We start from the raw sequence: 19491 nt of genomic DNA on the forward strand, positions 1-19491 counted from the left end.
TCCTTCACCTCGGTTTCACGGTGGTGAGTTTCTTCCCATCGACGACGAGGTATTCAAAATCGAACCTTTTGAGTTCCTTCATGACCTCTTCTATCCCTCGACCTATATGTTGTGATTCGTGCGCGTCCGAACCAATCGTCACGATTTTCCCCCCAATATCGTAGTACATCTCAACTATCCAGTAGTCCGGGTTGGGTTTTCCGTGTTTGAAAAGACCAGCGGTGTTGACTTCAAGGGCCTTCTCGTTTTTCACGAGAAACACCAAGATCTTCTCTATCAAATCTCTATTCGCTTTGAAATCTGCTTTCGCGTATCTTGCCGGATAATCCAAGTGTGCGAGTGTGTGGAATTCCACCCTTTCTATTACAAAGAGAGTTCGCTCCAGATAGTCCCTCGCAAGCTCATCCGGTGGAAGATTCTCATCGTATCGATGTATCCCAAGAAGAAGGTAGTCGAAACCCTCGGGGAAAACCGCCTCTTCCACACCATCCCAGCTGATCTCCGCTCCCTTTGGAAGATCGTATTTCTCCATGGTGAGAAAGTACTCTTCCACGTTGAAATCGTGAACGAGTTCACCGTTTTCGTACTCGTAGTGATCCGTGATACAGAAATGTTCGATACCGAGCTTCTGCATTTGGGAGATTATATCGTCTATTTCCGCCTTTCCATCGTAGGAGAACGTGGAGTGAAGGTGCATGTCTATCATTGCGATCCCTCCAGAACTTTCCTCAAATAGACAAAAATCGGGTGAGGTGCTCCTACTTTGCTCTTGTATTCGGGATGAAACTGGACACCCACAAAAAACGGATGATCTTCGAGTTCAACGGCCTCTATGAAATCAGATTTCGCGGATACGACAAGCTTGTACCCTTCTTCTCCCGGTTTCTTAAACAGCTCCGGAAACGCTTCTTCGTTGGCTTCGTATCTGTGCCTGTGTCTTTCGTAAACTTCTTCAACCCTACCGTAAACTTCGTAGAGCTTCGTATTCTGGAATATCTTTACCTTTTGAGCTCCAAGCCTCATCGTACCACCGAGCTTCAATATTCTCTTCTGCTCTTCCATGAGATCCACAACAGGGTAAGGTGTGTTCGGATCGAACTCGGTGGAATTGGCTTCTTTGTAGCCGAACACGTTGCGCGCGAACTCTATGACCATGAGCTGCATGCCGAGACATATTCCGAGTATGGGCTTTTTGTTCTCCCGTGCGTACTTTATAGCCTTTATTTTTCCTTCCACACCCCTTCTTCCGAATCCACCGGGTATGATGAGGGCATCGTATTCGTCGAGCACTCTCTTCACTTCTTCGTCGTTCATATCTTCGAGCATCTGACTGTCCACCACGGTGGGTTTCTCTATCCCTGTCAAAAAGACTGACTCTATGATGCTTTTGTACGCGTCATCCGTGCCCAGATATTTTCCAACGAGTGCTACTCTGTAGGGTTTGAAAGCCTTGGGATAGGACCAGTTGAACGTAGATTTTTTCAGTTCAACGTTTAATTTGGAGGCGATCTTCTCGTGCAAACCCATATCTCTCAATATTTCAGGAACTTCATACACGTTCTTTGTGTCAGGTAGGTTTATCACAAAATCGCGTGGAACACCGGAGAAAAGGGCCACCTTGTTCATGCTGGGAACATCGAGAGGAAATTCGCTCCTCACAATGACCATATCCGGTGTGATCCCTATTCTTCTCAGGAGTTGAACGGACTGTTGAGTGGGTTTCGTCTTGAACTCGTTGGTCGTTCGAAGGTAAGGAACGTACGTGACGTGGGCGAAAAGAAAGTTTTCCTTTCCTTCTTCCATCTGGAGTTCCCTCACAGCCTCCAGAAAGACTTCCCCTTCGATGTCTCCAACGGTACCTCCTATTTCGATCACGAGGAGTTCTGCTTCGAGTGCCCTTATTCTGTCTTTTATTTCCTCGGTGAGATGCGGCACGATCTGAACGGTGTTCCCGAGGTATTTTCCCTGTCTTTCCTTCTCTATGACACGGAGATACACCTGTCCTGCTGTCATGTTGTTCTGCCTCGTCATGTCCCTTCCAAGAAACCTCTCGTAGTGACCAAGATCCAGGTCTGCTTCGTAACCATCCTCTGTGACGAAGACCTCTCCGTGCTGGTTGGGATTCATGGTTCCCGCGTCCACGTTGAGGTAGGGATCGATTTTCAGCACGTTCACATCGACACCGTATTCTTTCATTAATCTCGCCAAGGAAGCCGAAAATATTCCCTTTCCAATGCCGCTGAGGACTCCTCCCGTCACAATCACGTACTTTTTCATCTTATTCCCTCCTTCTCCTCAATATGTTATCACCTGGAGAGTAAATTTCTCATTTCCTTAACATGAGAGAACACCGGGATTGTAAGCAAATATGGAATTATGGTATAATCATGCCAGATTTTTTTGTCAGGAGGTGGTATTTTGAGGCGAGTGGTTATCACGGGTATGGGAATCGTGAGTCCCTTTGGTGTTGGAAAAGAGAAAAATTTAGAAGGACTTAGAGAAACTAAAGTAACGATAGATCGGATATCTTCTTTTGACGCTTCTAACCTTCCCGTCCAGATCGCAGCAGAGGTGAGAGATTTCAAACCAGAAGAGTACATAAATCCGAAATTAGTCAAAAGAACAGACCGTTTCGTTCATTTCGCATTGGCCAGCACGAAAGAAGCTGTGGAAGACGCCAGTATAAATTTCGAGCCGTACGCCGACAGGACGGCCACCATCATAGGATCAGGTATGGGAGGATTTCTGACGCTCGACAGCGAGAACAACAAATTCCTGAGTCAGGGCCCAGGTAGGGTCAGTCCGTTCCTGATCCCGATGATACTCATCGACATGGCTTCCGGTGTTGTTGCAATGGAATACGGGCTGAAAGGTCCCAATTTCTCTTCCGTGAGCGCCTGCGCTTCTTCTCTCCACGCGGTGGCTCTCGGTACTCTCCTCATAAGACACGGATACGCGGATGTGGCTGCCGTTGGTGGAACCGAAGCAACGATTGCTCCACTTCCCATCACCGGATTCGCCAACATGAGAGCTCTCTCACGAAGGAACGACGATCCAAAGCGTGCTTCCCGCCCGTTCGATGAAGACAGAGACGGCTTTGTTATGGGTGAAGGCGGTGCGGTTCTCATACTCGAAGCCGAGGAAGTGGCAAAATCGAGAGGAGCGAAAATTCTCGCGGAAGTCAAAGGAGTGGGTATGACGGACGACGCGTATCACTTCAGCGCCCCAGATCCAGAGGGCAGAGGAGCGGCAGAGGCCATGAAACTCGCCCTGAAAGAATCCGGTCTTTCCGTTGAAGACATCGACTACGTGAGCTGCCACGCCACGAGCACACCGGCGGGTGATGAAGCAGAACTCAAAGCGATAAAGAAAGTACTCGGTGAACACGTGCGGAACGTCGCCATAAACTCCTCGAAAGCCTTGATAGGTCATCTCCTTGGTGCTGCTGGTGCTGCAGAACTCGTTCTTGCCATCCTTCAAATGCAGAACTCTTTCGTCCACGGCATGCCGAACCTCGACAATCCGATCGATGAAGCGAAGGGGACCGGTCTTGTTGGTAAAGAGCCTGTTCAGATGGAGATCAAAAACTTCATAAAGAACTCCTTCGGTTTTGGTGGACACAACGTGTCCATCGTGGTGGGGAGGTATGAATCATGAACATAGATTACGTGAAATCTATCCTCCCACATAGATATCCATTTCTCCTCGTCGACGGTGTGATAGAAGAATCGGAGGACAGGATCGTCGCCTTCAAAAACATCAGCATCTCCGATCCCGTCTTCCAGGGACATTTCCCAGAGTATCCGATATACCCGGGTGTTCTCATCATAGAGGGTCTCGCACAGACCGCTGGGATCCTCCTTTTAAAGAGCGTAGAAGGAATCCCTCTGTTTCTCGGAATAGACGAAGCACGTTTCAAGAAAGAAGTGCGTCCGGGCGACAGGCTGATCTACGAAGTGAAAAAACTCGGAGAAAAACTCGGCACGGTTCAGGTGGAAGGAATTGCAAAGGTCGATGACAAAATCGTGGCGAAAGCCAGACTTTTGCTGGGGGTGAAAAAGAAATGACCGTGAGAACGAGAGTGACAGAGCTTCTGGGAATAGAGTATCCAATCCTCATGGGTGGAATGGCTTGGGCAGGGACTCCCACCCTCGCAGCGGCGGTATCGGAAGCGGGCGGACTTGGGATTATCGGATCTGGTGCCATGAAGCCTGATGATCTGAGAAAAGCGATCTCTGAACTCAGACAGAAGACGAACAAACCCTTCGGTGTGAACATAATCCTCGTGTCTCCGTGGGCAGACGATCTCGTCAAGGTGTGCATAGAAGAGAAAGTACCTGTCATCACGTTCGGTGCAGGAAACCCAACGAAGTACATAAGAGAACTCAAGGAAAACGGAGCAAAAGTGATACCAGTTGTCGCTTCCGACTCTCTGGCAAGGATGGTGGAAAGGGCGGGAGCGGACGCGGTGATAGCGGAAGGAATGGAATCCGGTGGACACATAGGTGAGGTCACAACCTTCGTTCTCGTAAACAAAGTCTCCAGGAGTGTGAACATCCCCGTGATCGCGGCGGGAGGTATCGCGGATGGAAGAGGAATGGCCGCCGCTTTTGCGCTGGGGGCGGAGGCAATACAGATGGGAACCAGGTTCGTAGCGAGTGTTGAAAGCGATGTTCATCCTGTTTACAAAGAAAAGATCGTCAAGGCCTCCATAAGGGACACCGTTGTGACGGGTGCCAAACTCGGACATCCCGCGCGCGTTCTCAGAACTCCCTTTTCAAGAAAGATCCAAGAGATGGAGTTCGAAAACCCAATTCAAGCAGAAGAGATGTTAGTAGGAAGCCTCAGAAGGGCGGTTGTTGAAGGAGATCTGGAGAGAGGATCTTTCATGGTAGGACAGAGCGCCGGCTTGATCGATGAGATAAAACCGGTGAAGCAGATCATAGAGGATATCTTGAAGGAGTTCAAAGAAACGGTGGAGAAACTGAGGGGGTACATCGAAGGATGAGACAGCTCATAAAAGCAGGGGTTTTCACGGCTCTTATCGTGGTGGGGGCGTGGATCTCGATCCCCCTGGGACCCGTTCCTTTTACCCTTCAGGTGTTCTTTGTCTTTCTTTCAGCGTACGTTCTGGGAAAGAAATACGGAACACTCGCGGTAGCTACTTACGTTCTGCTCGGAGCAATAGGGCTTCCTGTCTTTGCGAATTTCAAAGGTGGTGCGCAGGTTCTTGTGGGGCCAACCGGTGGGTATCTCTTCGGATTCATACTCGGAGCGTTTGTGATCGGTCTCCTGGCTGAGAGGAAAGAGAGTCTCATCTGGTATCTCGCTTCCGGAATAGTGGGACTCAGTATCATCTATACACTCGGTGTTTTCGTCTTGAATTTCTACGTTCACGACATCAGGAAGTCAATTTCCGTGGGATTTGTTCCTTTCGTCTGGTTCGATCTGATAAAACTGGTCGTTGCCGCTCTGATAGCGCTGAGACTCAGAAAAATGGGGGTGAAACGGTGAGGGCGTTCGTCTTCCCCGGACAGGGGTCACAGTACTCCGGAATGGCCAATGATTTTTCCGTTTATGAGTCCTCGAGAGAAATCTTCGAGAGAGCAAAGAGGGTGCTGGGCTTTGACATCACAGAGATCATGAACGGTGACGAAGAGACTCTGAAACTCACGGAGAACGCCCAGCCTTCCATCTACATAACGAGTTACATCGCTTTTCTCGAATTGGAAAAGAGAGGTATCCTGCCCGATGTTGTGGCAGGGCACAGCCTCGGAGAGTACACCGCCCTGGCAGTGGCAGGGGTCTACGATTTCGAGACGGGGCTTCACCTTGTGAGAAAAAGGGGAGAGTACATGTCGAAGGCACTGGAACCGGGGAAAGGTACGATGGCTGCCGTCGTAGGTCTCGACATTGAAACCATAGAAGAAGTGGTGAACTCTATCGAAGGAGTTTACATAGCAAACTACAACTCTCACGATCAGGTGGTGATCAGTGGGTTGAAAGAGTCAGTGGAAAAGACCATGGAGATCCTCAAAGAAAAGGGAGCTCGCCGTGTCGTGGAACTCATGGTTTCAAGCCCGTTCCATACACCGTTTCTGGAGTATGCCAGAGAGAAAATGAAGGAAGAAGTGGAAAAAGTAGACTTCAAAAAGCCGAGATGGCCCATCGTTATGAACTCGACAGCAAAACCAACGGAAAACCCTGAAGAGATAAAGAGAAACATAATCGAACAGATCACAGGACCGGTTCTGTGGAAACAGTCGGTTGACACCATGAAGAAAATGGGAGTAACCGAATTCATTGAAGTTGGCCCAAAGACCGTTTTGAAAAACCTGTGTAGAAGAATGGAGACGAACGCGAAGCATTTCACAGAGATTCTTTCGGAATGAACACACCGTTCACAAGGACAGGTACTGTTTTGAAAAGATCCTCGGTTGTGCAGAATTCGACGTCATCCTCGAATCCAAGGGAAATCAGTCTTTTTGCGTGGGAGGAGTGTCTCTTGACCTCCTCCTTTTTGTTTTTCACAGACTCAAAATATCTCTTCGCCACCTGAGCACCGTCTTCAAGATCGTCTCTCTTTAGCCTTTTCACTATCGCACCGGCAAGTAGAAAGTCCTCTAAGGAGAATCTGCCGTTCGTTCCAGCGCACACAAGTACGATACTTTCTTTGTTCTTCAAATACTCAACGACCGCTGATAAGTTCAGAAAAGAAGCCGCCACTGTCTCTTCACTTCTGATCTTCTCGATAACCTGAGTGCCGTTTGTGGTTGTGAGAACGATGGTTTTTCCAGATATCTTTTCCTTTCTGTACTCCAGAGGAGAATTTCCAAGGTCGAATCCTTCCGGTCTTTGCGCGTTCCTCTCTCCACAGATCAGAACACCTTCTTTTCTCTTTTCCAGTGCTTCTTCGATGGTTTTCACGGGAATCACACCGGAAGCACCGTTCGACAGGGCGGTCACTATGGTGCTCGTTGCCCTCAAAACATCTATCACAACCGCCGTTTCACACTCCACAGGTGAGCATGGTGCCATCACAACTTCTACCATTCCATCACCCTCTCAAGCATCTCGTCGAGGTCATCTGTGTTGAACGGATCGTACACAGGAAGATCCGTCTCGAAGCTTCCGTTGAGAGAAACTCCGCCTATCACCTTCGCGCTAGAGAGAGTCTCTATCAATCTTCTCTCTTCTTCAAAATCTGGTTTTTTTGGAATCTCCGGGAAAGATTCGAAATGGTCTCTGCTCGGATCGTGGACCAGAAAAACCACGTCAGGATTGGAACCGTACAGAAGACCGAGGGTTACCTGACCGTAAGCGGGATGCCTCAGAGCTCCCTGCCCTTCCACGAAGACGATTTCCTTTCTCACTTTTTCGAGCTTCAGAATGGCCTTCTCCACCACACCGGGAACGAAATCCGCGGGAACAGCGTCGATCACGTATCCTGCATCCGCTCCTATGAGGATACCCGTCTGTCCTGTTGCAAGAAAACCCGCTTTGATCCCTTTCTCCAGTGCTCTCTCCCAGAGCTGAACAGCGGTGGTCCTTTTACCTACCACGCAGTCGGTTCCGAAGACACCGACAACTTTTATCTTCTTTCGGTATATACCTCCCCTGAGAACGTCGAGCTCAATAGGTGGAATTCGAACGTCTATTATCCTCGCACCATTTTCCTGGGCAATCTTCAAAAATTCTGTTTGCTGCGAGATCTTGAAATGAAGACCAGAAACGACGTCCATACCGAGTGAAAGGGCTTTTTTCACAAGTGTTGCGATCTGCTCTTCCAGATATCCACCAGGATTCGACACTCCAACTATCAGAACTTCCGCACCCATTTCTCTCGCCTTTTCAACAGAAGAGACCACAGGCACGTCGTATCGAATGGGCTTCACAAAGTCACCCGCCATTTTCCCTTCGTACTCAGCGACAACACAAACGGGTTTGAAGAGTCTGCTGTGCCTTAAAAGTCCGTAGGTGGTTTTGGCATGAGGTGTTCCCAGTTGCCCCCACGCCACGATCGCTGCCGGTGTACCAGGCTGGTATAATTTCCAGAGATCCATCCTTTTTCCCCCCATTTTTTTAAAGATTCTACCATGGGAGGTTTCCGCTTTGAAGATAGCCGTTGTAGGTGGTACTTTCTGGGACATCTTCGTCTTTGGTGAAAAGCCCCACTCTTCGATAATAAAGGAATCACCGGGAGGATCCGGGCTCAACGTGGCTTATGGCTTATTCCTTTTGGGTCACACCGTGGATTTCTACTCGAACATTGGAGATGACTGGAGAGGAAAACAAATAATAGAAATCCTGGAAAGGGCAAGTTTCGACATCTCACACATGTTCACCATCCAAGGTGGAAAAACGGGGATTTTCATCGCCCAAGACGACAGACCCATCGCCGTCGACCCGGGTGTGAACAGAAGAGAAATGAAACTGTCCTCTTTGAGCGAATACGACATTGTTTTTGTAACTGGTGAGGTTTCAGAAAAAACGATAAGAAAGATCTGTGAAAACGCCAGAAACGTGATCCTGGATGTAGGACCAGGTGCAAGATTCGACACTACCAATCTGAACGCACTCGTGATAGGAAACGAACACGAGTGTTCTTTCAGAAGGTGCGACGTTGTGAAGATGGATTCGAAAGGTGCAAGATGGGGAGAAGTGTACGTTCCAGGAAACGGCATTCCATATACTCACTCGATCGGACTGGGTGATCTGTTCGACATCGTCTTCGTGCACAATCTTCTCCTTGGAAAGTCAAAGAAAGAGATTCTCGAAGAAGCCGTGAAGTGCTCTCAGACCCTCGGCCAAAAAGAAAACGTGACACCCTTTGAGAGAATTTCACTCCTCGAGTCGCTCAGTGCGAAAGACGATACGCTTAAAAGCCCAGGTGAATCCAAAGACGCTTCCCACCACGGTGACTAACAGGATCGAGAAGAACATCAGGTGAGAGCCCGTTGAAAGAGCGTACCCGAGCACACCGACAGCACCTATGGCCACAAGCTGTAGAAGGAGTGTTTCAGGACCAGAAAAGACCTTCGCCGGATTCGCGAGGCTTCCTGTTTTTTCCCATTTGGAAAGAAGGAGCCCAAGAGCCGAAACAAAAAGAAACAGACTCAAACTCGCCGGTATGAAGAAAATGTAGAACAATTGCTTTTGATAAATCGCCAGAAAGATCACAAAAGCAGAAACGACAGCCGAGTTCAGCAGAGATGAGACAAGTATCTTCGAAATCATCACATCACTCATTTTGACGGGTAAAACCTTCGGGAGCGGCCACACTTCCATTTCTTTTTTCCACAGCATAGCGCTCATTGTAGCGTTGTAGAGCACTGCGATACCGATCGCAAAAATCAATCCAAAATCGGGACTTCCAACGAACGTCATGAGAACACCAAAACCAATTGGGTACAAAAGAAGGTAAAGCGATCTTTCTTCGCGAAAGAGCGTGATGAGATCTTTCTTGAAAAATCCCTTACCTGGAAACCTCGTGGGTTTTTCAGCAGACGTTCTTTCTTTGCGCAGAACAGGTTCGAACATGACGGTTTTGGAGATCATCCGAAAGACGAGGAAAGTTCCAAAACATATCAGAATTTCATAAAGAAGAAAGATCGGATTTTCTCTTGAAAAAACAGCGTACGCAAAAACGTTCCATTTCGAGAGGAACCATTTTCCAAATGATACGGAGAAACCAGGGAGATTGACGAGGATCAGGAACAGAAACACAGCGAGAAGTTGAATCAATGAGTAAAGCTTCCGCGACAGCGATGTTCTCAAGAGCCTTCCAAACAGAACTGAAAAAATGGCTCCCCCGAGGAGCAGAAAAACGGTGTGAAACACTCCAGTGACGAAGGGTACCCAGTTGTTCATCAAAAGCGAGTACATGAAGAGATTAAGAACCATCATTATGAGAATGAAAGACTGATAGAAGAGGGATATCAACAGCTGATAGATCACTATCGTGCTCCTCTCAATGGGAAGGGTGAGCAGAAACTCGATCTCTCCTTCCAGAACGAACGAATTGGAAAGATAAAAAGACACACCGAGAAGAAACATCACAGAAAACATGGTGGTCGAAAAGGAAAGCGAAGCAGAGAAGGCTTCTTTCCCGAATTCTTCGAGTATCGCTTTGAAATTGTTCCCCATGAGCGAGTAAAACAGAAAACCTGTTATCAAAACAGAGATAAGAACAGAGTAGAGTCCTTTCCTCCCACGAGCCGGAGCGTATCTGAGCAAAACGGAAAGCTTCCTCATTTTCACAGCTCCCTTATGATCTCTTCTATCTCTTCTCCCTCTGCGGTGAGCTGAAGGAACAGATCCTCCAGACTGGCCTCTTTCTGACCGGCGAGCTTTCTGAGCTCTTCCATGGTACCCTCCGCTATCAGTCTGCCTTTGTTTATAATGCCTATTCTGTCGCACATCTTTTCTGCGATCTCCAATATGTGGGTGGTGAGAAATATCGTGGCTTCCTCGTCAGCGTACTTTCTCAAAAGGAGTTTCAATATCTTGGCACTCTTCGCGTCGAGCCCCACCGTGGGTTCATCGAGAAATATCACCTTCGGCTTTCTCATGAAAACACTGACCAGCATGAGTTTCTGTTTCATACCGTGGGACATCTCGCCTACTCTCTTTCCAAGGTAATCCACTTTGAAGGCTTCGCAGAGTTCCGCTATCCTTTTATCGATCTCTTCTTCTTTCAGATCGTAAATCTCGATGATGAAATCCAAAAACTCTTTTCCCGTCAGATGTGAATAGATCTTTGGCTCGTCCGGTATCACGCCGATACTCTTCTTTATCTCGATCTCGTGGGTGCTCATTTTCATGCCGAGAATTTCCACTTCTCCTTCCGTTGGTTTCAAAACACCGGTGAGCATCTTTATCGTGGTGGTTTTCCCCGCACCGTTCGGCCCCAAAAAACCGTATATCTCCCCCGGCCTCACCGAAAGATCGATGTGATCGACCGCGGTGAAATCTCCGAACTTCCTGGTTAGTCCTCTTGCGACTATCAATGAAATCAGCTCCCTTCTTTCACTGTCCACTGGCCGCTGATCAGTTTCACACCAAGATACACGAAGGGGGTGTCGATCAGTGCCATGATCAGTTTCACCACGTACTGGGAAAAGATCATCTGAACAAGAACGTTCCCCGGGATCGTTCCAACGAACGCCAATGTGATGAAGGTGAGCGTGTCTATGAACTGAGAGACCATCGTGGACAGGTTGTTTCTGAGCCACAGGTGTGATCCTTTGGTAAGCTTTTTCCAGAAGTGGAATGCCCAGACGTCGTGAGTCTGTGAAAGAATGTAAGCCAGAATGCTCGCGATCACGATCCTCGGAGTTGATCCAAAAACCTTCACGAAGGCATCATTGTTCGCAAATATGGGAGCGGGAGGATAGAAGACGGCTATTTGGGAATAGATCACCAGAATCAGAGACGTGAAGAAACCCGTCCAGACCACCTTCTGGGCTGTTCTTTTCCCGTAGACTTCCGATACGATATCCGTTACAGCAAACGTGATAGGGTAACACAAAACCGCCACCGGGACAAGGAAAGGCCCTAAGTTCACCAGCTTCCCCGCGATCACGTTGGATATGATCAAAGCAGAGACGAATATTCCCGTCAGGAGAATGAGTTTTTCATTCGACTTTTCCACTCTCTTTCCCCTCCAGTGAACCTATCTGAGTGGTTGTCTTTATGCCACCCCTTATGTTGTAGATCACTGTAACTCTGATTCGGTCGGTTTTGAGAAGATTCTTCAAATCTTCGTAGATTCTCTTCGTCGCTTCTTCCTGGTATATACCAACGTTTCTGAAGCTGACGAAGTAGTACTTCAACGATTTGAGTTCGACGATTTTCCCGCCGTCCGGGTAGTACTCTATGATCACTCTTCCGATGTCTGGAAGACCGGAGAAGGGACAGACTGCGGAGAACTCGTCGGTCTCTATCTTTATGTACTCGTCTTTCCCATCGAAATCGATCGCCTCGAGAAAATCCGTCCTTATCGCGTCGTGTCCTTTGAAGTCGAAGATCCTTCCCTCTGCCTTCGGCATAGGATCACTCCTCCACCATGAGTTTTATTTTCTCAAGAACCTCTTCGGGATTTCTTCCGAACACCCTTATCATCGCTTCTTTTCCCCACCAACCTTCATCATATATCACATCTGGAGGTGATTTCAACTCCGCTATCGCCTGCTCGATCATCCACACCATAGACTGCCCCTCTTTCTCCTGAATCTCCTTCGGTTCTTTTGACCGGTCGTAGTGGAAAACCTTCAATCCCCGCTTCTTCGCTCTCTCAACGTACTCTTTCTCATATCGAACGTTCACCACGCACCTCATGTGAGGATGATACCTCATCATCGTGACAACCATACGTGTCGTGTGGGATCTATCCTTGAAAGAAGCACAGGACACCACCACCGCTTTTCCTTCTTTGAGTCTTATCCTTCCGGGAAACTTTCCCACCTCGAATTCGTTCTTCGCCCACGGGAGAGCATAGGAAACGTTCTGTCCCACCTCCGGCACCGTGAGATGGCCGATCTCGAGGAACTCCGGAAGAATCTCGTCGAGTGTGCTCAGGGTGTCGTACCTGTACCAGTCCCGAAGGAGTTTTTCCGTCTCCACCACACCCGAGGATCTTTCAAGAATTTTTTTCAAAAGCTCCATGGCGGATCTGATGGCCTCTTCCACCGGGTAGTTCATCGCTAAAAACCCTGAAACGGCACTGGAAAAGGCACAACCTGTTCCATGGAACTCTCCAGGAACCCTGGGAACTTCAAAAACGAAATCCTTGTACCTCACCTTCACCGTGTCACCTTTTTCGTGCCCGCCGGTGACGATGAAGTTATTGTATTCACCGAGTTTTTTCGCCTCTTCACTGTTCAGGATCACATAATCAGCGTATCCCACGAATTTCTTCACTTCCTCCGGATCCTGAAACCTGAAACCTGAAGACGATTCGAGAACCACGTTCCAGACGATCGTTGAATCCGGGAACATTTCCCTCAGTTTTTTCACCGTCTCCGGTGCAGAGAGTCCTACCTTTATCACCTGCGGGGGTGTCAGGACTTCTATCTCTCTTCTCATTTCTTCCCAGTCTCTGAAGTTCACTGAAAACACCCTGTTTTCATTCTGCACGGTCAGAGCAGAGATCACCGCGTGAGTTTTCACACCGAGAGCCGAGAGGATCTTCACATCCTGAATTATCCCCGCACCTCCAGAAGGATCAAAGCCCGCAACTACAAGAACCATCAGAGATCCCTCCAGCATTCGAAGAGTTTTTCCAGACCTTCTTCGCATTCCGGTGTTGGTTCCAGAACGAAATCCACGTCGAAACCCTTTATGAACTCCAGCACTTCAAAAAATTCTTTCGACTCACCCCAGGGAGCGTGGTGACACCTTCTGTAGGTTTCGAGATCCGCGTAGTAAATGTGGAATTCTTCTACAAAATCAGTGAGTCTTTCTATGAATTCGACGGGAGAAAAGCCGTAGATTTCGGCATCCAGAAGGAGGTGGCCGATGTCAACACACATCTTACATCCCGTGTTTTCAAGAAAGACTCTGTAGTCTTCAGCGGAGTGAAAATGATCGTTTCCATAAACGTTCTCCACTCGAACGTTGATGACGCCTGCGAGTTCAGAAAACTCTCTCTCTACTTCTCTGTAGATGGAAAGCCAGTTTTCTTTCTGAAGGGTGTTCGGGAAGTGAGCTATCATGTATTCTGCACCAATCTTCCTGGCAAACTCAGCACATTTTCTGTTCACAGAAAAGGTGTCTTCTCTTTTTTCCTCGTTCAGAGAGGTCGGATTCGGGTGGTGGTATCTGTACCTGTAGATGAAGGGAGCGTGAATTCCAAAATTTTTGTCGCGAAAAAAGTGGAGGACCCTCTCGAGGTCTTCCACTTTGAAAAAGCCCAGTTCGTAAAGTTCCGCTTCTGGGAGTGTTTCAAGCAGATCGGGATCACTTCTTATGATGCTCGTGGATACACCCTTTCTCAAGAGAACTCCTCCGCTATCTTTATCGCGCAGAACGGTCCACACATGGAACAACCCTTGTCGGGATACGGTCTTTCTTCGTACTTCCTTTTCGCGATGTCCTTTCCCAGCGAAAGGCTGAACATCGTCTCCCAGTCAAAATTCTTTCTTGCGAGGGCCATCTTTTTCTCGAGTTCCCAGGCTTTTTTGTTTCCGCGCGCCACATCCGCAACCACAGCCGCTATCTTAGAGGCTATCACACCTTCTCTCACATCTTCAACATCCGGAAGTGAGATGTGTTCTGAAGGGGTCACGTAACAAAGAAAGTCAGCTCCGTAGTAACCCGCCAGCGCACCACCTATCGCGCAGGCTATGTGATCATATCCCGTGGCTCTATCTGTTGGAAGCGGGCCGAGAAGAAAGATGGGGGCTCCCTTTCCGATCTTTTTCATGAGCCTCACGTTCATCTCCACCTCATTCAGCGGAACGTGCCCCGGCCCTTCCAGCATCACTTGAACTCCCTTTTCTCTCGCTCTCTCAACGAGTTCCCCCATCACGAATAGCTCCTCGAACTGCTGGGCATCACTCGCGTCCACCACAGCTCCGGGTCTCATGCCATCACCAAGACTCAGAGTGATGTCGTAATCTTTTGCGATGTCTAAGAGTTCATCGAAGTGTTCATAGAACGGATTTTCCCTGTTGTTTTTTATCATCCATCCTGCAATGATCGCTCCTCCTCTGCTCACGATCTTCAAAACCCGTTTTGAACTTTTTATTCTTTCAAGCACCTTTCTTGTCACACCAACGTGGATCGTCATGAAGTCTATCCCGTCCTCCGCATGCGCTATGACCATATCGAAAAAGTCCTTCTCTGAAAAATCCACCACGTTCTTCTTCATCTGATAGCTCTTCACGGCGGAATCGTATATGGGCACCGAACCAACTGGAACGGGAGACATTTCCACGATGGCCCTTCTGATCTCCCTCAGGTCCCCCCACGTGGAGAGGACCATGAGGGAGTCAGCACCGTATTCTATCGCTACTCTTGCCTTCTCTTTTTCCTCTTCGAGTGAAGAAAATCCTTGGGAGGTTCCTATGTTCGCGTTCACCTTTACACTGAAACCTTCTCCAACGATCATTGGCCTTTCTATCCTGTGAAGTCTGTTCTTTGGAAGAACCGCTCTGCCTTCCGCAAGCTTTTGTCTGACGATCTCGACATCCACACCTTCGTACTCCGCTACCTTCTTCATCTCATCGGAAACAACACCCTTTCTGGCCATTTCCATTTGGGTCATGATCTCACCTCAGCCTTTCGCTCACAATTTTCGCCACTTTCTGACCGGACAGAATCATTCCGCCGAAGATGGGGCCCATCCTTGGTCCACCGTAAACAGCGCAAACTGCCATCCCTGAAACGAGAAGCCCCGGGAAGATCTCACCGGTGTTATCCACCACGAATTTTTCCGCTTCATCGGCATCCATAGGAAACTCTGTTTTCATCTCTACGAGACCTCTCTTTGCAAGAAGCGAAACCACGTTCGCGGGATGGCCGGTACCATCCACAACGAAAGAAGCTTTTATCGTGATGGGATCAACATGAAGCCCCAGCCTCACTGTTGGACCCCAGTTCACCACCACACCACAGACCTTACCGTTTTGAACCGCCACATCTTCAACCGAAACGTTGTTGAAGACAATGGCACCTGCCTTCGTTGCTCTGTAGAGAAGTCCCGAAGCAAAATGCACGGAATCCACCACTACGTGGTCTTCTTTCACTTCGTATTCGATTTCTACTTCCTTCAGAAAATTCTCGAGTTCTCTCTCCAGCACGATCTCGTTGAACATCATTCCTCCACCCCAGATACCGCCTCCCGGGGTGTTTCTTTCTTCGAACACAGCCACTTTAAAACCGTTCTTTGCTAGCTCGTACGCTGCCGTGAGACCACTCGGTCCTGCTCCTACGATCGCAACATCCAGTTCCAGGCTGTTTCTGAGTTTCTCAAAGTACCTTTCAACGATGAGTTTGGAGATCAACACATCTCTCATAAACACACCTCCTTATGTAAAAATAAAAACCTCCGCCGAGCGGAGGTTTTTTATTCCCACCTTCCCCGATCCCTCCGCCGGCATTACCCGGATCAGGTTCTAGGGGTCGAGGACTTCCGTCCTCCTCTCAGCCCCGGAATAGGAGCTCCCCCTGGGGAAGGTTTTCGATATTCATTTCTCTCGACATCTATTTTAAAGGATTTTTTGTGTGATATAATTTAAATGGAGGTTTCATTTTTGAAAGTGTTCAATGGAGGTGAGAGAAAATGGCGGATCAGTACCACGAACCAGTTTCTGAACTCACTGGGAAGGACAGGGATTTCGTGAGAGCTCTGAACAGTCTGAAAGAAGAGATAGAGGCGGTTGCCTGGTACCATCAGAGGGTTGTTACCACAGAGGATGAAACCGTGAGAAAAATACTCGAACACAACAGAGACGAGGAGATGGAGCACGCAGCAATGCTCCTCGAGTGGCTGAGAAGGAACATGCCCGGCTGGGATGAAGCACTCAGAACCTACTTGTTCACGGACAAACCGATCACAGAAATCGAAGAAGAGGAAACATCCGGTAGATCAGAAAATACGGGTGGAGACCTCGGCATAAGGAAACTCTGAAAGGGGTGGTGAACATGGAATTTCTGAAAAGATCCTTTGCTCCACTGACAGAAAAACAGTGGCAGGAGATAGACAAGAGGGCAAGGGAAATCTTCAAAACGCAGCTTTACGGAAGAAGATTCGTCGATGTGGAAGGACCGTACGGCTGGGAGTACGCTGCACATCCGTTGGGAGAAGTTGAAGTGCTTTCAGACGAGAACGAAGCGGTGAAGTGGGGATTGAGGAAGTCTCTGCCGCTCATCGAATTAAGGGCAACGTTCACCCTCGGTCTGTGGGAACTCGACAATCTCGAGAGAGGAAAACCGAACGTGGATCTTTCCAGCCTGGAAGAAGCGGCGAGAAAAGTGGCGGAATTTGAAGACGAAGTGATATTCGAAGGATGTGAAAAATCCGGTGTTAAAGGCCTTCTTTCCTTCGAAGAGAGGAAAATCAAGTGTGGAAACACACCGAAAGACCTCCTCGAAGCCATAGTGAGAGCTCTTTCGATCTTCTCAAAAGATGGTATAGATGGTCCTTACACACTCGTCGTAAACACCGACAGGTGGATCAACTTCCTGAAAGAAGAGGCAGGGCATTACCCCCTCGAGAAGAGAGTGGAAGAATGTCTCAGGGGTGGTAAGATCATAACCACACCGAGGATCGAGGATGCCCTCATTGTTTCAGAGCGTGGAGGAGATTTCAAGCTGATCCTCGGACAGGATCTTTCGATAGGGTACGAAGACAGAGAAAAAGACGCGGTGAGACTTTTCATAACGGAGACGTTCACCTTCCAGGTTGTCAACCCGGAGGCTTTGATTCTTCTAACGTTCTGATCTGGTCCGCTCTTCGGAGCGGACCTTTCGATTAAAGAACGTCCAGTTTTCCCTTCGCCCACGTTCCCACTACTTTCCCCGCAATCGCGACTATTCCTGAGATTCCCTGATGTTCTCTGATTTCTCTCAAGAATTTTGGAATGTCATAGGAGTTCCTCACAGAATTTTCGAACAAAGCTATCGCCCTGTTACATATCGATTCCTCTTTTCCAAGAACGAGAATTCCTTTCTCACCAGCGAATACTCCGGCGACGCACACAGACGGTGTGAGTTCAGGAAAGATCTTAACACTCATGCCTTCAAAGAAATGAATCACGATCGGCTGTGAGATCTTCAGGAAGAACCTCCCATCTCTTTCCAGAACGAAATCACTCTCTTTTAGAATATCCACAAGGATCGCCCCGTTCTTTTCGAGGGAATATCCGTTCAATGAAAGTTTTTCCGGAAGAATAGCAGATCTATCCACTAAAAGTGTGTATCCGTTCTTCAATTCCACTCTTTTGAACCTACCCAACGCAAGAACAGGAGCTCCTGTAGCAATCCTCATCTCCTCACCTCCCCATAAAAGAAAAGGGGCCGACCATTCGGCCGGCCCCTCGATTTTGGTCTCACCGCTCACACGAAAACCCTCGGTCCTTCGAGGGGCCGGCTTTTGATCGTAGTGCACATTATCATATCGCTGAGAATTCCCTGCTCAAAGAGTACAAAACTACCCATAGTCTCACCTCACAGAGATACGATACCACCGCACTGTTAAAATCATGTTGCCTCTTTCATTAAATTCATGATATCCCTTTCACTCGCCTCAAAAACACCTATCGCCCAGTCGGAAACACCACCTATCCATATCACTCTTCTTTCATAGACTACAAGCCCACACCCGAATATCACCCTTATTCTGTCTCCGTACTCCTCAATCACACCTTTTGGTGAGAGAACGTAATTCGTGGTGCCGAGGAGTCTTCCCCTGCCATCCACGAGTGCCAGGCCGTTTTTGTAGGTGAGATCTTTGAGAACAGCGTGCCATCCCACCAGATACCCTTCCTTCACTTTAACCGCGTTCGTTGACCATCCAACTTTAGTTTCCCACTCTTCCGGGAAAAAGACGGGATCGAGCGAATACAGATCTATGTAACTTCCTTCGAGCCTTCCTCTCCAGCAGACCTTGGCATCACCAACCGTCAATCTCGTCAGGATAACGTTCGACTCCACAAAAGAACTGTCTTTCATGGAAACCGGCACATACTCACCCAGCGTACTCTTTATCGATATGTATCTCTTCTCAATCAGGTTCAGATCCTCGTCGAGAACAGCGTACGCAAGAAAATCGGTGTGGGGTTTTCCTTCCTGTGACCAGTCTTTGTATCCTTTTGCTGTGTAGAGAAGCTCGAAACGGGAATTTTTGAAAAACACCCTCGGATCTTCGCACCCCAGAAACTCCTGAATATCCCTCGGCCAGAATACGACTTCCATTTCCAGTGGTTTTTTAACTTCTCCACTCAACAGATCGTCGATGTTCACTGTGAAGTGACCAATAGACGAAACGTACTTGTAGTAATCGAAAATCAAACGAGGGAAAACGTGAAGCGTTTTACCGACGAGAACCGCTCCAGGATTGAACACAGCCACTGGATTTCTGGGATAGTTTGTGATGACAAAATCTTTGGGGAAAAAGTAAATCACCCGATTGAACACATCGATCGTCTCATCTTTTCTCAGGGATTTTCTTCGTGCCAGCGCTTTTCCGAGGATCTCTTCCACCATCTCCTATTTCCCCTTTGAAACCTGAAGGGGAGATCCCCTTCAGGCCAGCTGGTCCATCATCTTTCCGTAGAGTTCTCCTGCGATTCTCACGAGCTTCACGTTCAAACCCGTTTGCTGATAGAGGGAGAAAAAGAGTATCTGTTCCATCTGCTCCTTTGTCATGACAGGAGAACCACCAGCTGTTGAGACAGGGGTGGTGCGCTGCTGGGCATAACTTTGATAAAAGGGGTTGTAGCCGATTCCTTCCACTCTCATGGTATCACCCCTATTTCCTTATCGGAA

General features: G+C 48.3%; 23 protein-coding genes and 1 riboswitch. Of the genes, 8 read left to right on the plus strand and 15 right to left on the minus strand.

Annotated elements, in window-relative coordinates; translation table 11 throughout:
• Positions 1 to 4: 4 nt before the first annotated feature.
• Both AS158_RS04570 and AS158_RS04575 read right to left on the minus strand, forming a co-directional pair.
• Positions 5 to 706, minus strand: coding sequence for a PHP domain-containing protein (locus AS158_RS04570; RefSeq protein ID WP_165304585.1), 702 nt, complete (start codon positions 704 to 706; stop codon positions 5 to 7).
• A complete protein-coding gene (locus AS158_RS04575) occupies positions 703 to 2277 on the minus strand; it encodes a CTP synthase (RefSeq protein WP_165304586.1) in 1575 nt (524 codons plus the stop codon). Before AS158_RS04575 ends, AS158_RS04570 begins: the two co-directional genes overlap by 4 nt.
• 141 nt (positions 2278 to 2418) lie before the next feature.
• Between AS158_RS04575 and fabF the strand changes: the two genes are divergently transcribed.
• From fabF to fabD, 5 genes are read left to right on the plus strand one after another with little or no spacing between them, the layout of a single operon-like run.
• Positions 2419 to 3657, plus strand: coding sequence for a beta-ketoacyl-ACP synthase II (gene fabF / locus AS158_RS04580; RefSeq protein WP_165304587.1), 1239 nt, complete (start codon positions 2419 to 2421; stop codon positions 3655 to 3657).
• Positions 3654 to 4067 carry a 3-hydroxyacyl-ACP dehydratase FabZ gene (gene fabZ, locus AS158_RS04585; protein WP_165304588.1) on the plus strand — a complete coding sequence of 138 codons (414 nt, stop codon included), beginning with the start codon at positions 3654 to 3656 and terminating at the stop codon, positions 4065 to 4067. Before fabF ends, fabZ begins: the two co-directional genes overlap by 4 nt.
• Positions 4064 to 5008: an enoyl-[acyl-carrier-protein] reductase FabK gene (gene fabK / locus AS158_RS04590; RefSeq protein WP_165304589.1), complete on the plus strand. Its 945-nt coding sequence runs from the start codon at positions 4064 to 4066 to the stop codon at positions 5006 to 5008. The genes fabZ and fabK overlap by 4 nt, the downstream gene beginning before the upstream one ends.
• Complete coding sequence (locus AS158_RS04595) at positions 5005 to 5514, plus strand: biotin transporter BioY (protein WP_165304590.1); 510 nt, start codon at positions 5005 to 5007, stop codon at positions 5512 to 5514. The genes fabK and AS158_RS04595 overlap by 4 nt, the downstream gene beginning before the upstream one ends.
• On the plus strand, positions 5511 to 6392 hold the full coding sequence (gene fabD, locus AS158_RS04600) for an ACP S-malonyltransferase (protein WP_165304591.1): 882 nt from the start codon (positions 5511 to 5513) through the stop codon (positions 6390 to 6392). Before AS158_RS04595 ends, fabD begins: the two co-directional genes overlap by 4 nt.
• On the opposite strand, the gene AS158_RS04605 is transcribed toward fabD, so the two are convergent.
• Positions 6370 to 7053 carry a 2-phosphosulfolactate phosphatase family protein gene (locus AS158_RS04605; RefSeq protein WP_165304592.1) on the minus strand — a complete coding sequence of 228 codons (684 nt, stop codon included), beginning with the start codon at positions 7051 to 7053 and terminating at the stop codon, positions 6370 to 6372. The genes fabD and AS158_RS04605 overlap by 23 nt on opposite strands.
• On the minus strand, positions 7047 to 8063 hold the full coding sequence (locus tag AS158_RS04610) for a DUF1611 domain-containing protein (protein WP_165304593.1): 1017 nt from the start codon (positions 8061 to 8063) through the stop codon (positions 7047 to 7049). The genes AS158_RS04605 and AS158_RS04610 overlap by 7 nt, the downstream gene beginning before the upstream one ends.
• Positions 8064 to 8112: 49 nt before the next feature.
• Between AS158_RS04610 and AS158_RS04615 the strand changes: the two genes are divergently transcribed.
• Positions 8113 to 8925 (plus strand): PfkB family carbohydrate kinase, encoded by an 813-nt coding sequence (locus tag AS158_RS04615; RefSeq protein WP_165304594.1) that lies wholly within the window; start codon positions 8113 to 8115, stop codon positions 8923 to 8925.
• Here AS158_RS04615 and AS158_RS04620 read toward each other — a convergent pair.
• The 8 genes from AS158_RS04620 to AS158_RS04655 are packed head-to-tail and all read right to left on the minus strand — an operon-like array spanning position 8842 to position 16019.
• Positions 8842 to 10254, minus strand: coding sequence for a hypothetical protein (locus AS158_RS04620; protein ID WP_165304595.1), 1413 nt, complete (start codon positions 10252 to 10254; stop codon positions 8842 to 8844). The genes AS158_RS04615 and AS158_RS04620 overlap by 84 nt on opposite strands.
• Positions 10255 to 10256: 2 nt before the next feature.
• The gene (locus tag AS158_RS04625; protein ID WP_038054133.1) at positions 10257 to 11009 is read right to left on the minus strand and encodes an ABC transporter ATP-binding protein; all 753 of its coding nucleotides are present in this window, start codon (positions 11007 to 11009) and stop codon (positions 10257 to 10259) included.
• Positions 11010 to 11014: 5 nt separating this feature from the next.
• Positions 11015 to 11653 carry a queuosine precursor transporter gene (locus AS158_RS04630; protein WP_038054134.1) on the minus strand — a complete coding sequence of 213 codons (639 nt, stop codon included), beginning with the start codon at positions 11651 to 11653 and terminating at the stop codon, positions 11015 to 11017.
• The gene (queF, locus tag AS158_RS04635; protein ID WP_038054135.1) at positions 11637 to 12050 is read right to left on the minus strand and encodes a preQ(1) synthase; all 414 of its coding nucleotides are present in this window, start codon (positions 12048 to 12050) and stop codon (positions 11637 to 11639) included. The genes AS158_RS04630 and queF overlap by 17 nt, the downstream gene beginning before the upstream one ends.
• Before the next feature lie 4 nt (positions 12051 to 12054).
• Positions 12055 to 13251: a thiamine-phosphate synthase family protein gene (locus AS158_RS04640; RefSeq protein ID WP_038054141.1), complete on the minus strand. Its 1197-nt coding sequence runs from the start codon at positions 13249 to 13251 to the stop codon at positions 12055 to 12057.
• Entirely contained in the window at positions 13251 to 13997 is a 747-nt protein-coding gene (locus AS158_RS04645) for a sugar phosphate isomerase/epimerase (protein ID WP_038054143.1), read from the minus strand. The genes AS158_RS04640 and AS158_RS04645 overlap by 1 nt, the downstream gene beginning before the upstream one ends.
• Complete coding sequence (thiC, locus tag AS158_RS04650; RefSeq protein WP_038054150.1) at positions 13994 to 15268, minus strand: phosphomethylpyrimidine synthase ThiC; 1275 nt, start codon at positions 15266 to 15268, stop codon at positions 13994 to 13996. Before thiC ends, AS158_RS04645 begins: the two co-directional genes overlap by 4 nt.
• Positions 15269 to 15272: 4 nt before the next feature.
• Complete coding sequence (locus tag AS158_RS04655; RefSeq protein WP_038054151.1) at positions 15273 to 16019, minus strand: sulfide-dependent adenosine diphosphate thiazole synthase; 747 nt, start codon at positions 16017 to 16019, stop codon at positions 15273 to 15275.
• A 52-nt stretch (positions 16020 to 16071) separates the two neighbouring features.
• Positions 16072 to 16181: riboswitch (TPP riboswitch) on the minus strand.
• A gap of 104 nt (positions 16182 to 16285) precedes the next feature.
• Between AS158_RS04655 and AS158_RS04660 the strand changes: the two genes are divergently transcribed.
• Positions 16286 to 16633 (plus strand): ferritin-like domain-containing protein, encoded by a 348-nt coding sequence (locus AS158_RS04660; RefSeq protein WP_165304596.1) that lies wholly within the window; start codon positions 16286 to 16288, stop codon positions 16631 to 16633.
• 14 nt (positions 16634 to 16647) lie between these two features.
• Complete coding sequence (locus AS158_RS04665; protein ID WP_165304597.1) at positions 16648 to 17445, plus strand: family 1 encapsulin nanocompartment shell protein; 798 nt, start codon at positions 16648 to 16650, stop codon at positions 17443 to 17445.
• A 31-nt stretch (positions 17446 to 17476) separates the two neighbouring features.
• Here the strand turns inward: AS158_RS04665 and AS158_RS04670 are convergent, their stop codons facing one another.
• From AS158_RS04670 to AS158_RS04680, 3 genes are all read right to left on the minus strand, one after another.
• Positions 17477 to 17992: a hypothetical protein gene (locus AS158_RS04670; RefSeq protein WP_038054157.1), complete on the minus strand. Its 516-nt coding sequence runs from the start codon at positions 17990 to 17992 to the stop codon at positions 17477 to 17479.
• 212 nt (positions 17993 to 18204) lie between these two features.
• The gene (locus AS158_RS04675; protein ID WP_038054159.1) at positions 18205 to 19209 is read right to left on the minus strand and encodes a glycosidase; all 1005 of its coding nucleotides are present in this window, start codon (positions 19207 to 19209) and stop codon (positions 18205 to 18207) included.
• A gap of 39 nt (positions 19210 to 19248) precedes the next feature.
• Positions 19249 to 19464, minus strand: coding sequence for a hypothetical protein (locus tag AS158_RS04680; protein ID WP_038054163.1), 216 nt, complete (start codon positions 19462 to 19464; stop codon positions 19249 to 19251).
• Positions 19465 to 19491: the final 27 nt, after the last annotated feature.

The sequence above is a fragment of the Thermotoga sp. 38H-to genome, assembly GCF_011057665.1.
Classification (GTDB): domain Bacteria; phylum Thermotogota; class Thermotogae; order Thermotogales; family Thermotogaceae; genus Thermotoga.